Below are 16640 nucleotides of genomic sequence, written 5' to 3'. Positions count from 1 at the left end.
AAAATTAGTTGAACGAAACTATTGTTTCTACCACCTTAGAATACCATGAAAAAACAACAAGAAAATAAAATTATCGAAAAGATTGTTTCTAAAAAGGCGGATTTTTTCACGAACAGTTATACTTTAGTCAAACGAATAAAGGAGCAAATAAAATGAACAACCTTAGTTTATCTCAACAGTATCTGCTTTTTACCATGAATCGCCAAGGAAAAATCTCTTCACTCAATTACTACGTTGGTATGTGCCTCGTTATGGCAGGTCTTCTGGATCTGCAAAAAGCGAATGTACTCGAATTAAATAATAAGGAAGTAATTCTCCTATCAAATGAGCTGCCTGAAGATTTACAATACCTCGACTGCCTTTTGGAAAAAATCACGGGACTAAAAAAGAAACGCATCGAAGCTATTGCCAATGCGTACGGTACGACATTCTTTGAAAAAGATATCAAACAATTAGTTTCCCAGATCCGTGATTCACTTATTGAAGCCGAAGAAGTGTCAATAAAAAAAGATTCGCATGCACTTGCCTATATCGCTAAAGAAGAAACAGTCGCAAAATTGGTCTTTCGTTTAGAAAACATGAATCCATTGGATCGTGACGGATTAACCTTAGCTATTTTGCTTAAAAAATCGAGCATCTTGAAGAAGTACATTGAAAAAGAAAATCGAAAAATACTTGAGGCAAAAATTAGAGAAGCCAAAAATGAGCCTGTTTCGAAACAAACCAACACAATGATCTCTCAGCTTGATTGGCTAGTGGGGGCAATGGCTACAATAACCATTGTTTAAATGAGGGAAATAAAATCAGCTTAATTATTTTATAGGTCACTTCAGACAATTCTGCTTAACAGTTTTTCCAATAATTCAGTCTAAACTTCAGGAAGAAATATAGTCTTAAATAGGCTATAAAAAAAGTCAAAATCCTTTTTCTAAAGGATTTTGACTTTTTTTTTAACGTTTAAATGTGGATTGGTAAGCCTAATGCTAATTCTGATGCGTCCATCACGATTTCGCCTAATGATGGATGCGGATGAATCGTCAATGCGATATCTTCTGCATTCATACCAGATTCAATCGCTAAAGCAAGTTCTGAAACCATATCACTTGCTCCAACACCAGCGATTTGACCACCAATGATAACATTGTCTTCCACGGTAGTTACTAAACGAATGAAGCCTTCTGTCTTGCCTAATGACAAGGCACGACCGTTACCAGAGAATGGGAATTTGAAGGCTTTCGCTTCAAGTCCTGCTTCTTTAGCTTCTTTGATTGTCATTCCTACTGTGGCCAATTCTGGATCAGTGAATGCTACAGCAGGCATTGCTTTATAATCAACAGCTACTTTCTTGCCTGAAATGGCCTCAGCCGCAATTTTTGCTTCATAGCTTGCTTTGTGGGCTAAAGCTGCACCAGGAACGATGTCACCGATGGCATAAATACTTGGTACATTTGTGCGACCTTGTTTGTCTACCTTGATCAATCCGCGGTCAGTCATTTCGACACCTGCTTGTTCTAAGCCCATGTCGTTCGTGTTTGGACGACGGCCTACAGTTACCATCACGTAATCTGCGTCGACACTTTCTTCTTTACCATCAACTTCATAACGAACGGTTACGCTATCGCCGTTATCAACCGCTTCGCGAGCCATTGCAGAGGTGACAACTTTAATACCCTTTTCTTTAAAATCTTTCTCAACAAGCTGCACCATGTCTTTTTCGTAGGTCGGTAAAATCTGTGCCGTACCTTCGATAATCGTCACTTCAGCACCTAAATTAGCATAAGCTCCACCTAATTCGGCACCAATTACACCACCACCGATGATGACTAATTTTTCAGGTACTGCTTCTAAAGCCAACCCACCAGTAGAGTCGATCACACGTCCGCCGAATTTGAAGCCTGGAATCTCAATTGGACGAGAACCCGTCGCGACGATCGCATTGTTGAAAGAATAGGTTTGGGCTGAATCTGGATGAATCACACGCAAGTTTTTATCATCAACAAAGAAAGCTTCCCCTTCAATGATTTCTACTTTGTGTTTTTTCAACAAGAATTTAACACCTGACGTAAGCTTATTAACCACGCCATTTTCTTTCCATTCTTGGGTTTTCGCAAAGTCTAGCTTTACATTTTCACTAGTTACACCAAACATGGAGGAATCTAGTGAATCTTGATAATGATGACCAGCAGAAATCAATGCTTTTGAAGGAACACAGCCGACATTTAAACAAACGCCGCCGATGTATTCCCGCTCAATGATCGCTACCTTTTGTCCCATTTCTGCGGCACGGATGGCGGCAACATAGCCGCCAGGTCCAGCACCGATTACAACTGTATCTAATTCAATGGCAAAATCTCCAACTACCATGATTTTATCATCCTTCCATTAATAGTAATTCTGGATCAGCTAATAAACGTTTAATATTGTTCATCGCTTTTTGTGCTGTCGCCCCATCGACGATACGATGATCGAAGCTTAATGAAAGTTTCATTACACGACCAACCGCTAATTCGCCTTCATCGTTCACGATTGGTTGTTGCGCAATCGTTCCAACACCAAGAATGGCAACTTCAGGGTAGTTAATTACTGGAGTGAACCAGCCGCCGCCAACGGAACCGATATTAGAAATCGTGATTGTTCCATTACGCATGTCATCTGCAGCCAATTTTCCATCATGAGCCAAAGCAGCTTTTTCATTGATTTCATCGGCGATTTTGAACATGCCTTTTGTATCAGCATTTTTAACGTTTGGTACATACAAGCCATGATCTGTATCCGTTGCGATACCGATGTTATAGTAATTTTTATACACAATTTCTTGCGCAGCATCATCAATTGATGCATTCAAGACTGGGTATTTTTTGACTGTTGCAGTCAATGCTTTAACCACATATGGCAAGAAGGTTAATTTCGTACCATTGTCCAAAGCCACTTGTTTGAACTTCTTACGATGATCCCAAAGTTTAGACACTTCAACTTCATCATGCAAGGTTACATGTGGTGCCGTATGTTTGCTATTTACCATTGCTTTAGCAATTGCTTTACGTGTTGGTGTCATCTTCTCACGAGTTTCCATTTCGCCCATGTTAGAAGTAAATGGTTGCGCTGGTTTCTCTGCTTTTGCAGCTGGCGCACTTGAAGTTGCTGCTGCCGTATCAGTGGCTTGAGCTTCTGATTTCGCTGGTGCTGCTTGTCCTCCATCTGAAACGAATGTGTCAATATCTTCTTTGGTAATACGTCCGCCTTTACCTGTAGCAGTTACTTGTGTGATGTCGACATCCTTTTCACGTGCATATTGACGAACAGATGGCATCGCCAATACGCGCTTGTCTGGATTGCTTGCTTCAACAACTGAAGAATCCGCTTTTGCTTCTGTTTTTGCTGTCTCTGCTGGTGTAGAGGATTCACTTGAAGATGCGCTAGAATCATTGTGTCCAGGTGCATCGATTTCTACTAAGACATCCCCAACATTTGCTACTGTTCCTTCGTCTACGATGATCTTTTTGATTGTTCCTGTTACAGGTGATGGAATTTCTTCCACTGATTTATCATTTTGTACTTCTAGTAACGTGTCGTCTTCTTCGATCTTGTCCCCAGACTTCACGAACCACTTAACGATTTCGCCTTCTGCAATACCTTCACCAATATCTGGTAATTTGAATTGGTAGACTCCGCCGCCAGCATTGGAACCGTCGCTTTCAGCTTTATCGCTGTCTGCAGTTGGTTCAGCCGCCGGAGCAGCAGGTGTTTGTGATTCAGCAGCTACACCTGAATCACCTTCATTATCTTCATGTCCTGGTGCATCAATTTCAACGAGAACATCGCCAACATTTGCTACTGTTCCTTCGTCTACGATAATTTTTTTGATTGTTCCTGTTACAGGTGATGGAATTTCTTCCACTGATTTATCATTTTGTACTTCTAGTAAAGTATCATCTTCGTTAATTGTGTCGCCAGCTTTGACGAACCATTTAACGATCTCACCTTCTGCAATGCCTTCACCGATGTCGGGCAATTTAAATTGGTAAGCCATGTTTTTTCGCTCCTTATACTAATGTATTTATTTTTTCTAAGATCCGAAAAAATAAGTCTGCTGTTTGTAACGTAGGTTTAAAATTCTACGATTTCTTTTACTTTTGCTTCAATATCTGCTGCATTTGGCAACCAGATTCCTTCTGCTTGTCCGAATGGGAAAATCGTATCTGGAGCAGAAACTCGTCCGATCGGTGCTTCTAGTGAAAGAATAGCACGTTCAGAAATCTCTGAGATAACTTGTGCAGAAACACCTGCTTGTTTTTGCGCTTCTTGAACAACGACTACACGACCAGTTTTTTCAACGGACTTAATGATCGTTTCAACATCAAGTGGTGCAACAGTACGCAAATCGATGATTTCTGCATTGATGTTTTCTTTCGCTAAGTTATCTGCTGCTTTGATCGCTTCACGAACCATTGCGCCGTAAGTGATGATTGAAACATCAGAACCTTCTTTTGTAACAGCCGCTTTATCCAATGGCACTTCATAGATTCCTTCAGGAACTTCTTCACGGAATGAACGATACAATTTCATGTGTTCTAAAAAGACTACTGGGTCATTGTTACGGATTGATGCAATCAACAAACCTTTTGCATCATACGGATTTGACGGAATAACCACGCGCAAGCCTGGAGATTGAGCCATTAATCCTTCTAAATTATCGGAATGAAGCTCAGGTGTATGCACACCGCCACCAAATGGTGCCCGAATCGTGATCGGTAAGTTTCTTGTATTTCCCATACGGTAACGAGTACGAGCCATTTGTCCAACAATTTCATCCATTGCCTCGAATACGAAACCAAAGAATTGAATTTCAGGGACAGGTCGGAAGCCTTGCAAGGCTAACCCAAAAGCAAGTCCAGCAATACCAGATTCAGCTAATGGTGTATCAAAAACTTGATCTTCACCGAATTTTTCTTGAAGACCTTCAGTGGCACGGAATACGCCGCCGTTCTTACCAACGTCTTCACCGAAAATTAAAACTTCTTTATCTTTTTCAAGCATCAGAGCTAAGGCATCTGTAATTGCTTGGATCATCGTTTTTTGTGCCATGATTATTTCGACTCCTTCGCTTCATAGAATTCAATTTGTTCTTTAATGTTTTGTGGTTGCACTTCGTACATATTTTTCAAGAAATCAGACACCTTTTGTTTAGGTACGCGGTCAGCATCAGTGATGGCCTGTTTGATTTCTTCTTTTGTTGCTTCAATCACTTTTTCTTCTTGTTCTTCTGACCATAAGCCTTTTTCCGTTAAGTATTTACGGAAACGTACTAATGGATCCTTTTTCGTCCATTCGTCGTCCATTTCTTTTGAACGGTAACGTGTTGGGTCATCCCCAGATAACGTATGTGGACCGTAACGGTACGTTAATGTTTCGATTAAGACTGGACCATTGCCATTTGCTGCCCATTCACGTGCCTTTTTAGAGACATAATAAACAGCTAGAGGGTCCATTCCATCAACCTGAATACCTGGAATTCCAGCAGCGACTGCTTTTTGTGCTAACGTTTTAGCTGCTGATTGCTTTTCACGCGGTGTTGAAATCGCAAATCCATTATTTTGAATATAAAATACAGCGTTTGCATGATAGGCGCCAGCAAAGTTGATCGCTTCGTAGAAATCCCCCTGAGATGAACCACCATCGCCTGTATAGGTAAAGACAACATTTTTACTATTACGTTTCTTCAAACCTAATGCCACACCGGCAGCTTGTACATATTGAGCTCCGATAATGATTTGAGGAGGTAAAGCCTGTAAATCTGCAGGATAGTTGTTTCCGGCAACATGTCCGCGTGACCATAAGAACGCTTCCGCTAAAGGCAAGCCATGTTTAATCAATTGTGGAACATCACGATAGCCCGGTAGTAAAACGTCTTCCTTTTCAAACGCAAATTGACTGGCTAATTGGCTAGCTTCCTGGCCAGCTGTTGGTGCGAAGAATCCTAAACGTCCTTGACGATTCAATGCAGTTGAACGTTGGTCCAATACACGAGACCAAACCATTGAAGTCATCAATTCAACAAGTTCTTCATCAGATAATTCTGGAACGAGATTTTCATTAATAATCTTTCCATCTTCATCCAGTGCCTGGTACACGGGGAAATCCGCGTTTACATCTTTTAGTAAGGCTTCAAAATCAATCGTTAACTCTTTTTCTGCCATGGTGTCACACTTTCCTCTCTTAAGTAAATTAAATCTTGTTTTCAGTGCAACAGCAAATCAACCTGTATTATTGCTATTGCTCCTTCTTCTCTAAATTAGCATTTTTGTATTCAATTGACAACAAACTTGCTCAGCAATTCTGAACGAATTGAAGCGTTTCACTTTTCAACCTTGTGAAATCATCTGCAGCTTTTTTCTAATAATAACAAACATCTAGATTAGAACAGGTAAGTTTGTGATCTTGAAAAATCATAAATTTGCCATAATCCCCCTCATCATCAAGGAGAAAAAAGATTAAAATAGATGGATTAACAACACGTTTAGACCGGAATTTGTTAAGCATTTTCACAAAAAAGAAACAGAAGGACAACACAGGTCCTTCTGTTATAGTTCAGATCCATTCTTTTGCAATTTTTATATACAATACTTTTCCTAGTTGTGTTGCCAGCATGTAAGCAAGAACAATTCCTGCATACCATAGCCAATAACTATTTGGCAAATGAACAAAATCAAATTGCTCAGCTAACGGTGTTAGTACGACTAATGCTCCTACTACTACTGCCATTAATAAGCTGACAAACACCTGCGGAGCTGGACGGCTTTGGATAAAAGGAATTTTCTTTGTTCTTACCATTAAAACTACCAACGCTTGTGTGGTTAATCCAATCATGAACCAGCCTGTTTGAAATAGATTTTGCGCACCAACCGTATTCGCTCCGAATACAAACCACATGACTAAAAACGTAATGATATCAAACACAGAACTGATAGGTCCAATACACAGGGTAAATTTTAACAACCCTTTTGTTTCCCATTTTGTTGGCACCTGCAATTCTTCATCATCCACATTGTCCCATGGAATTGTTAGTTGAGCGAAATCATAAATTAAATTTTGCAATAACAATTGAAGTGATAGCATGGGTAAAAATGGTAGAAATGCACTAGCAATTAAAATCGAGAAAACATTCCCAAAATTTGAGCTGATGGTGATCTTAATGTATTTCATCATATTGCTGAATACTCGTCGTCCTTCAATCACACCATTTTCTAGAACGCCTAAGCTTTTTTCTAATAAAATAATGGAACTAGCATCCTTTGTGATGTCGGCTGCTGTATCAACCGAAATTCCGACATCTGCTTTTCTTAAAGCAGGTGCATCATTGATGCCATCACCCATAAAGCCAACAGTGTGTCCCTTATTTTGCAAAGCTTCAATGATTCGTGATTTTTGCATCGGATTTAGTTTTGCAAACAGATTTGTAGTTTCAGCTGCTTGATACAGTTCATCGTCTGACATTTCATCGATTTGATTACCTAACACATATTGATCTGCAGGGATTCCCACATCCTGACAAACTTTTTGTGCCACGATCGCATTGTCGCCTGTTAGAACTTTTACCGCTACTCCGTGCTGCTGCAAGGATTTAATTGCCGGTTTAGCTGATGCCTTGGCAGGATCAAGGAAGCCCATGAAGCCCACCAAGGTCATATCTTTTTCATCATCTGTTGAATAGATGGCTTCATCATGTGCGTCACGACGAACAGCTACTGTAATGACACGCATGCCTTGACGATTCATTTTTTCATTGACGGTTTGTAGCTGTTGGCGAATTTCTGGGGTTAACTCTAGAATCTCTCCATCAATCTCCACATATTTACAAATTGCTGCCATTTCTTCAACCGCGCCCTTAGTGATCATCAATTGATGCTCGTCTGTTTTCATCACGACAGTTAAACGGCGACGAGAAAAATCAAAGGGAATCTCATCAATTTTTTGAACCATTTGATAGGGCAAATGTCGATCTTGTTCTTCAAAATAATTGATTACGGCAATATCCATCAAATTCTTCCAGCCCGTTTGATAGGTAGAATTCATGAATGCAAGGTCTAATACTTGTTCGTTTTCATTTCCTAAAGGGTCCAAATGTTGAACCAAAACAACTCGATCTTCCGTAATTGTCCCAGTTTTATCTGTACAGAGGACATCCATTCCACCTAAATTTTGGATTGAAGCCAACTCTTTCACAATCACTTTGTGTTTCGATAATGTCAATGCTCCTTTTGCCAAGTTAGAGCTCACAATCATCGGCAACATTTCAGGCGTCAAGCCGACTGCAACTGCAATGGCGAAGAAGAAGGCACTGCTCCAATCACCCTTCGTTAAGCCGTTTATCAGAAAAACTAATGGAAAAAGAATCATAACCATCCGCAGTAATAATTTGCTGACTCTAGCTAATCCTAAATCAAATGACGTTTTCCCCCGTTTGGATGTGGCATTTTTGGCGATATCTCCGAAAAATGTTTGCTGACCCGTTTTTAAAATAATGGCTTTTCCTTGACCACTTAGCACATCCGTTCCCATAAAAACCAGATTTGTTAAGTCTAATGCTGTGGCTTCTTCCGTCAATTCCTTGTCTTTTACTAGAAATTTTTCAACAGGCATCGATTCTCCTGTTAACGACGATTGGTTAACAAAAAGGTCTTTTGTCCAAATCAATACGGCATCTGCTGGAATCATATCACCAGTTGCTAACGTCAAAATATCACCAGGGACGACTTCATCCATCGGAATTTCTTTCGTTTCTCCATTACGGGTAATTGCCGCAGTATTTTCGATCATTTCCTTTAATTCGATGCTTGCCTTTTGCGAACGGTATTCTTGAATAAAGGTAATCAGCACACTAGCCAAAATCATGATCGTCATAACAACCGCCGCTTCTATGTCATTGGTTAATAAGGAAACAATTGCTAATGCAGCTAAGACATACACGAACGGATCATTAAATGCTTGTAAAAACAGCAAAATTCCTGGTGTTGGCTTCTGTGCTGAGACTTCATTTGGACCATATTCTTCCAATCGGCTTTGTGCATCTTCTTCAGATAATCCCTGTAAAGAGGTTCTCAGGTTTAGAAAAAGATCACGATCAGATAAAATCGCTAATTTCTTTAGCTCTTGGTCTTTGTTGACTTTGCGAGCAAGAAGGCTTTTTTTGTTCATCATAATGGTTCCTCCTAAAATTCAGGACAACCGCAGTCGTCCGCGAGTAATTACTTTTCGGTCGACTATCTTCATGATCCATCTTCCTCACATCCTTTCATTTCGTTAACAGTCTAGGCGCTTTAGGACACAAATAAAGCGCGCACTCGAAAATGAGCACGCGCGAAAGTTTCATTCATGTTCATCGTCGAGCTTTAGCACTATAGGGCGTAGACAGAATCTGTCAGCTACGTTATGAATCACCTTCACGATAATCCCTGTTATACCCATTGGCGTCTCTCGACATTTTTGGGCAGTAGCCTGTGTCCGTATAGGAGCCTCACCTAACAATTAATTTAATTTTCATCCTTACTATAAGTCACTTACTTATCGGTGTCAAACGTAACACTGAAAAATTTATTGATTTTCAGAAATTCATCAACTTTTTTGTTTGGTGAACTGCTGAAATAATCTGCAAACTTTTTGCTCCATAATTTCGTTTCACGAGCCTCTGCAAATTTTTCCATCGTATCATCATACTCTTCAATCAAAGAATAATCGTAATCTTTATATGTGTCATAATGAATCACCGCTTCTTCTGGCAATCTTGGTTTTATTCGCATATCCACATTAGGCTTTCCAATACTCAAGCCTGCGACCGGCAGCACATAATCGGGCAGTTTTAATAGTTTGCTTACCTCTGCAATATCTTTGCGAATAGACCCCACAACTACAGAACCTAATCCCAATGCTTCAGTCGCAATTACTGCATTTTCCAACGCTAACGCTGTATCGGTAACAGCCGTGATCAATGGATCAAATCCTTCGTTAATTCGATAATCCATCTCATACTGCTCAGCTACCTTTTGCGTCCGTTTCAAATCCGCTACAAATACTAAAAATACTGAACTATGCAGCATATGAGAATTTCCAGGATTCATTGCCACGAGCTGCCGGCGGATCTCCGTATCCCTTACGACAATGATGCTGTACATTTGACCGTTCATCCAGCTGGGAGCTTGACGACTAGCTTGCAGAATCTTTTGCAGCTCTGCTTCTGATAATTGGTAGGTTTCATCAAAATTCCGATATGTTCTGTGCTGATTCATCACTTCTAACGCTTCCATTTAACTCCTCCTTAATTCCTTTGAAATTACAAACAACTTAGAAAAAAATTCTTGTCGTGTTTGATCCGTCATTCGAGTATAATTCACTCTCATTGCCATTGTATCATTACTAAATAAAAATGCGGGGGCAATCACTAATTTTTCTCGCAGAAAAATATCCCAATCTTTTCGGGTTAAGCGCTGATGACGCCAAGTCAGATATACATAAATGCCACCCTCGATAGACGATATATGCCAATCCTCAGCAATTGATTTTGCCTGATCAATAAAATCTTTGGCCTTCTGCTTTAAAGTAACAACTAATTCTGCTTGGTTCTGCTCGAATTGTGGATCTGTTAAGGCAGTATGTGCAATGACCTGCGGAAAAACACTGATAGAAAAATCCATCATTTGTTTGGCTTCAGATAAGCGTTGAATTAAATTTTGATCAGCCACGACCCAGCCAATTTTGATTGAAGAACCAAATATCTTTGAAAGTGAACCTAGATGAATGACTTGGTGGGGAGCAAGTTCTTTTAAAGACGGCGGCGTTTTCCCGAAATTCATCTCGCTGAACACTTCATCTTCTACGATCGGCAGCTGGTATTTAAGACTGAGTTCGATTAACTCATTTCTGCGTTTCTCCGACATCGTTGTCCCAGTTGGATTTTGAAAAGTCGGATTGAGAATAATCAGTTTGATTTTTTTAGTCAGAATCAATTGTTCCAATTTATCAATCCTCATTCCTTCCCGATCCATTTCTACGCCATAGAGTCTGACCCCGGCGCTAGCAAAAATTGGTAGGGAGTATAAAAATGAAGGATCTTCAATTGCCACACTATCTCCACTTTGGAGCATCACCTGCAATAATAAAAACATTGCTTGTTGTGCGCCTGAAGTAATTAGGACTTGATTCGAAGAGACATCGATTTTCTGCTCTAACTTGATTCGCTGACAGATTACTTGCTGCAAAGGACGATAGCCTAATGGACTTTGCTTTTTTTCTTCAAGCAATAACTCTTCCCATGTATAGGAAGGAAAACGAAAATCTGGAATCATACTTAACGGCAGTTCCCCTGAGTACAGATCAATAGCATCAGGATTCTTCAGCAATGGATAAGCTTTTTCTACAAATGGTTCCTTTGGAAGAGTCTCCTGCGTAAATAAGCTGCGCCAATCCACTCTGGGAATAGTGCTTCGTCCCCAGTTTCCTTCGTTCACAATGGTTCCGCTGCCTTGTCGCCGCAATACCCAGCCAAGACTAGCCAGTTCCTCCAATGCGTGAACAACGGTTGAACGATTCACTTGATAATATTCTGCTAGTTTGCGTTCTGCGGGTAGCTTATCCCCTGGTTGCAACGTGCCGTCTTGAATATAGGAGATAATCTGTTCGATAATTTGTTGATAGATTGGGGTCGTTTTTTTCTCCGCTAATTGCCACATACGTTTTCCTCACTTATTATTGGATGACTTAAAACTAAACCAATTATACTTTGCTGTCAAACGTACAAAAAGCTCCTGAAAGGAATTATCAAATGCATTTTGAAATACGTCAGAAAATATGAAAAAATCGGACGTTTATCCTACTATCCGTGATAGATAGTAGGATAAACGTCCGTGCATACTTTATTAACCTAATTCTTTAAAGACTATTGAAATGTTTTTAAAAGTTTTCTAAAAACCTTTAAATCGTATCGCCATTAAAGATTGAATTCTTAACCACTACATAGTCAACTTTTTGCAAGGCTTCTAAATCGTTGCCTCCAGCATAAGAAATCGACGACTGAAGATCTTGCTGCATCTCTACTAAAGTATCCTTTAAAGAACCTTTATAAGGAATCCAGATCTTTTTACCTTCCACGTTTTTCTTCTCGCCCTTTTGGAATTCAGAGGCACTGCCAAAATATTCTTTATAAACGACACCGTCTTCTACCTTGGTCTCGCCAGGAGATTCTTCATGACCGGCAAATAATGAACCAATCATAACCATTGTCGCGCCAAAACGAATTGATTTGGCAATGTCTCCATGAGTTCGAATTCCACCGTCAGCAATAATCGGTTTGCGTGCTGCCTTGGCACACCAACTCAATGCTGCTAATTGCCAGCCGCCAGTTCCAAATCCAGTCTTAATCTTAGTAATACATACTTTTCCAGGTCCGATTCCAAGCTTGGTTGCATCAGCTCCTGCATTTTCTAATTCACGAACAGCTTCAGGCGTACCAACGTTGCCAGCAATCACAAAGGTTTCCGGCAAATATTTTTTAATGTGCTTAATCATATTGATTACCGGATCAGAATGACCATGAGCAATGTCGATGGTAATATAGTCTGGATTCAACTTTTCCTCTGCCAACTGCTTCACAAAATCATATTCATATCCTTTTACCCCCACACTGATGGAAGTAAACAGGCCGCGAGACTGCATTTTCTTGATGAATGGGATTCGTTCCTCTTCATAAAAACGATGCATAATATAGAAGTACCCGTTTTCAGCCAAAAATTCCGCAATACTTTCATCAATAATCGTTTGCATATTGGCTGGTACGACAGGCATCTTGAAACTAAACTTTCCTAATTGAACGGTTGTATCACATTCTGATCGACTGTTCACAATACACTTATTAGGAATTAACTGAATATCTTCATAATCAAATACTTTCATATGGGCCTCCAATGAATAAGATCACTATCTCATTTTATTTTTTTCATACATTTCATTGCATCAAATAGGATAAAGTAATTTCCTTTTCCAAACACCTATTTTTATACTGTTCACTATGAAAAGTATGAACCATAAAAAAACATAGGGCAGTATCGCCCTATGTAATTTACAACATATCCACCTGAAAAGCAAGCTGATTTTGAAATTTATTACAAAAAACACGAACATTTAGTTTTCAAACTAAGGCATTCCTTAATTTTTTCGCTTGTAAACTAACTAAGAAGATAACGTCTTCCATTTCCTCTTCATTAGTTACTTTCATTTCGATCTGCTGCGTATTTTTTGATACATCTTCGAACTTTTCTTTGAACTCCTCCGACATCACTTTTACCATCGGTGTTAAATAGCTGATTCCAAAATCTGGAAAAGGTGTCATTACTGAGAAATAGGTTTCATGAATCTGGATGCAGCAAAGCACCCCATCATATTGCTCGATTACCAGTTTCCATCCTATTTGTTTTTGGAAAATATATTTGATCGTTGGCTCATAATGTCTCATGATTTGAGCTAATAAAATTTTTAAATACTGAGAATTGGGTAGTCCGGATAAAATCATCTGCAACTCGTGGTTCTCATCATCAGCTTTGGATCGTTTCCTTTCCATAGTCCTCGCCTCTTTCAATACGCTTTGGAATGAAAAATAATTCTAACGAATGCAATTGCCTCTATGAGTTAAATTCTTTTTATTTTTCTTCAAATTCATATATTTTTTTAACGCTTTTTTCATATTCAGTTTACCACTTTTAATTAAAGCTGTCATTTTTTTAATCCGCTACCCTTTTGAACAAAAAAAACGACCGACTGGCCGTTTTTTATTTATTTTAATGATTTTGCTCCAATATCTTTTCGGTAGAAATAACCCTCAGTCTTTGCATGATCCAAAGCTTGATAAACCTTCGTTTGTGCCGCCTCAATCGTTTCTGCTTCTGCTTCTACTAGGAGTACGCGTCCGCCTGATGCCCGTATTTCTCCTTGATCATCAACAACTCCTGCATAATAAATCGTAACCTGATCATCAAAACTTGGAGTAGGCATTCCTTTTTGATACGCATTAGGATAACCTTCAGCCGCTAGTACAACGCCGACAGATGCCTGATCACTCCAAACCAATTCTGGTTCTTGATCGTTTAAAATATCATCAATCACTTGTGCAAGATCACTGGTTAATCTTGGTAGAACCACTTGTGTTTCGGGGTCGCCAAAGCGAGCGTTGAATTCAATCACTTTCGGTCCAGCATCTGTAGCAATCAATCCTGCATATAAAATACCTGTAAATGATGTCCCGTTTTTCACCATTCCCAATGCAGCGGCCTTCAAAATTTTCTCAACAGCAGTATCGACCATTTCTGAAGGGATTTGCGGTACCGGCGAGTAGGCGCCCATTCCCCCAGTATTTGGTCCCAGGTCGTTATCATAAGCCCGTTTGTGATCCTGTGCAATGACCATTGGATAAACTTTTTCATTTTTTACAAAAGCAAGCAATGAAAATTCTTCACCAGCTAAAAATTCTTCAACAACAACTTTATCTCCGCTTTCACCAAAACGATGATCCGTCATCATTTCCTTTAAAGCCTGCAGCGCTTCATCTAATGTCATAGCAACCGTAACGCCCTTGCCCGCTGCTAATCCATCTGCTTTGATCACGATTGGCGCACCTTTTTCCTTCACGTACGCGCAAGCGGCTTCGTAGTCGGTGAACGCCTCATAATCAGCCGTAGGAATCTGATTGTCTACCATGATTTTTTTAGCAAATTCCTTTGATCCTTCGATCATTGCGGCTGCTTTATTCGGTCCGAAGATACGAAGACCCGCTGCTTGAAAATCGTCTACGATGCCATTCAATAAAGGAATCTCTGGCCCAACGAATGTCCAATCAATCTCCTGATCTTTAGCAAAAGAGATCAACTCTTCATGCTTATCCTCTGCGATATCCACTAGTTGAATACCGTCCTTCTTCATGCCTGGGTTTCCCTTAGCACAAAAAAAATCCGTTACATGCGAACTCTCCAACATTTTTTTGGCGATGGCATGCTCACGACCACCGCTACCAATAATTAGTATTTTCATTGAGTCCTCCTCAAATTAGTGTCTGAAATGACGAACGCCAGTGAAGACCATCGCTACGCCATATTTATTAGCCATTGCGATCGAATCCTTGTCACGAATACTTCCACCCGGCTGAACGATTGCTTTAATTCCGTGCTGTGCAGCATATTCTACACTATCATCCATCGGGAAATACGCGTCGCTTGCTAAAACAGCGCCATCCATCCGTCCTTTTGCTTCTTCTAAAGCAATTTTGACAGAACCAACACGATTCATTTGTCCTGCACCAACACCCACTGTTTGATGTTCATTTGCTACAACAATTGCATTCGATTTTACGTGCTTAACAGCTTTCCATGCAAAAGCTAAAGCTCTCAATTCTTCCGCTGTAGGTTTGCGATCCGTTGCAACTTCCCACTCCTCAGGAATTTCTTCGACAACATCTTGATCCTGAACCAATAATCCCCCTAAAACAGATACAACTTCTGGTTGATTACTTGCTTGGTCGCTGAAATCTAAGGTCATTAGTCGTAAGTTTTTCTTACCTGACAGCACGTTAAAGGCCTCTTTGCTAAAGCTTGGAGCGATGATAATCTCTAAGAATAACTTATGCATTTCCTCTGCCGTTTCTAAATCAATTTCACGATTTGCTACCAAAATTCCTCCGAAAATGGAAGTTGGATCTGCTTCATAAGCGAATTGATAGGCTTCCGCAATTGTCCGTCCACTACCGATTCCGCATGGATTCATGTGTTTTAATGCGACAACTGTTGGCTCAGTAAATTCTCTAGCAATTCGGATCGCCGCATCTGCATCCTTAATATTATTGTATGACAGTTCTTTTCCGTGTAATTGATGGGCACTCGCAATTGAATAAGAAACAGGTAGAGCATTTTGGTAAAAAGCTGCAGTTTGATGACTATTCTCCCCATAACGCAAAGGCTGCTTCAATTCATAAGTCAATGTCATTTTTTCTGGTTCAACTTCACCCACACTCTTTGTTAAGTAATCCGCGATCAACGCGTCATAAGCTGCTGTATGACGGAAAACCTTCGCAGCTAAACGTTTGCGTGTCGCTAATGAAGTCACTTGATCACTTTTGATCTCGGCTAAAACAAGCGCATAATCTTTAGGATCAACAACTACTGTGACTGATGCAAAGTTTTTAGCGGCAGAACGCAGCATACTTGGGCCACCGATATCAATATTTTCAATCGCTTCTGCTTCAGTTACCTCCGGCTTGGAAATCGTTTCTTTAAACGGGTATAGATTTACACAAACAAAATCAATTGGCTGAATACCGTGCTCATCCATCGCCTCCATGTGTGTTGTCAAATCTCGACGGCCTAACAATCCACCATGAATTTTTGGATGCAGCGTTTTTACTCGACCATCCATCATTTCAGGAAAGCCGGTTACTTCATCAATACTTAACGTTGAAATCCCCGCTTCGTCTAAAACTTTTTTAGTCCCGCCAGTAGAAATAATCTCGATTCCTGCTTGAACCAAACCTTTAGTAAATTCTACAATTCCGGTTTTATCTGAAACACTAATCAATGCTCTTGTCATGATGACTCTCCTTTAGAAAGTTT

At 40.0% G+C, this 16640-nt stretch carries 12 protein-coding genes and 1 riboswitch; of the genes, 1 reads left to right on the top strand and 11 read right to left on the bottom strand.

Annotated elements, in window-relative coordinates:
• Window positions 1–152 precede the first annotated feature (152 nt).
• Window positions 153–788 carry a GPP34 family phosphoprotein gene (locus AUF14_RS05615; protein WP_016180317.1) on the top strand — a complete coding sequence of 212 codons (636 nt, stop codon included), beginning with the start codon at window positions 153–155 and terminating at the stop codon, window positions 786–788.
• Between the two features lie 169 nt (window positions 789–957).
• Here the strand turns inward: AUF14_RS05615 and lpdA are convergent, their stop codons facing one another.
• The 11 genes from lpdA to purH form a co-directional block, all read right to left on the bottom strand.
• Window positions 958–2364, bottom strand: coding sequence for a dihydrolipoyl dehydrogenase (gene lpdA / locus AUF14_RS05610; RefSeq protein WP_016180318.1), 1407 nt, complete (start codon window positions 2362–2364; stop codon window positions 958–960).
• Window positions 2365–2371: 7 nt separating this feature from the next.
• The gene (locus AUF14_RS05605; protein ID WP_016180319.1) at window positions 2372–4030 is read right to left on the bottom strand and encodes a dihydrolipoyllysine-residue acetyltransferase; all 1659 of its coding nucleotides are present in this window, start codon (window positions 4028–4030) and stop codon (window positions 2372–2374) included.
• A gap of 77 nt (window positions 4031–4107) precedes the next feature.
• On the bottom strand, window positions 4108–5085 hold the full coding sequence (locus AUF14_RS05600; RefSeq protein WP_016180320.1) for an alpha-ketoacid dehydrogenase subunit beta: 978 nt from the start codon (window positions 5083–5085) through the stop codon (window positions 4108–4110).
• A 2-nt stretch (window positions 5086–5087) separates the two neighbouring features.
• Window positions 5088–6197 carry a pyruvate dehydrogenase (acetyl-transferring) E1 component subunit alpha gene (gene pdhA / locus AUF14_RS05595; RefSeq protein WP_016180321.1) on the bottom strand — a complete coding sequence of 370 codons (1110 nt, stop codon included), beginning with the start codon at window positions 6195–6197 and terminating at the stop codon, window positions 5088–5090.
• Window positions 6198–6588: 391 nt separating this feature from the next.
• Window positions 6589–9195, bottom strand: a complete 2607-nt coding sequence (gene mgtA, locus AUF14_RS05590) for a magnesium-translocating P-type ATPase (protein ID WP_049221184.1) — start codon at window positions 9193–9195, stop codon at window positions 6589–6591.
• A gap of 172 nt (window positions 9196–9367) precedes the next feature.
• Window positions 9368–9533: riboswitch (M-box (ykoK) riboswitch) on the bottom strand.
• Window positions 9534–9557: 24 nt separating this feature from the next.
• Window positions 9558–10301 carry a nitroreductase family protein gene (locus AUF14_RS05585; RefSeq protein ID WP_016180323.1) on the bottom strand — a complete coding sequence of 248 codons (744 nt, stop codon included), beginning with the start codon at window positions 10299–10301 and terminating at the stop codon, window positions 9558–9560.
• Complete coding sequence (locus AUF14_RS05580; protein WP_016180324.1) at window positions 10302–11723, bottom strand: aminotransferase-like domain-containing protein; 1422 nt, start codon at window positions 11721–11723, stop codon at window positions 10302–10304.
• 241 nt (window positions 11724–11964) lie between these two features.
• Entirely contained in the window at window positions 11965–12942 is a 978-nt protein-coding gene (gene guaC, locus AUF14_RS05575; RefSeq protein ID WP_016180325.1) for a GMP reductase, read from the bottom strand.
• A 235-nt stretch (window positions 12943–13177) separates the two neighbouring features.
• Complete coding sequence (locus tag AUF14_RS05570) at window positions 13178–13606, bottom strand: DUF3788 family protein (protein WP_016180326.1); 429 nt, start codon at window positions 13604–13606, stop codon at window positions 13178–13180.
• 212 nt (window positions 13607–13818) lie between these two features.
• Window positions 13819–15069 carry a phosphoribosylamine--glycine ligase gene (gene purD / locus AUF14_RS05565; RefSeq protein ID WP_102865939.1) on the bottom strand — a complete coding sequence of 417 codons (1251 nt, stop codon included), beginning with the start codon at window positions 15067–15069 and terminating at the stop codon, window positions 13819–13821.
• A 15-nt stretch (window positions 15070–15084) separates the two neighbouring features.
• Window positions 15085–16617 (bottom strand): bifunctional phosphoribosylaminoimidazolecarboxamide formyltransferase/IMP cyclohydrolase, encoded by a 1533-nt coding sequence (gene purH, locus AUF14_RS05560; RefSeq protein WP_016180328.1) that lies wholly within the window; start codon window positions 16615–16617, stop codon window positions 15085–15087.
• Between the last annotated feature and the right edge of the window lie 23 nt (window positions 16618–16640).

The sequence above is a fragment of the Enterococcus avium genome, from assembly GCF_002891025.1.
In the GTDB taxonomy this organism is placed as follows: domain Bacteria; phylum Bacillota; class Bacilli; order Lactobacillales; family Enterococcaceae; genus Enterococcus_A; species Enterococcus_A avium.
Note: the sequence above shows the minus strand (reverse complement) of the source record. Positions and strands in the feature narration are given on the sequence as shown.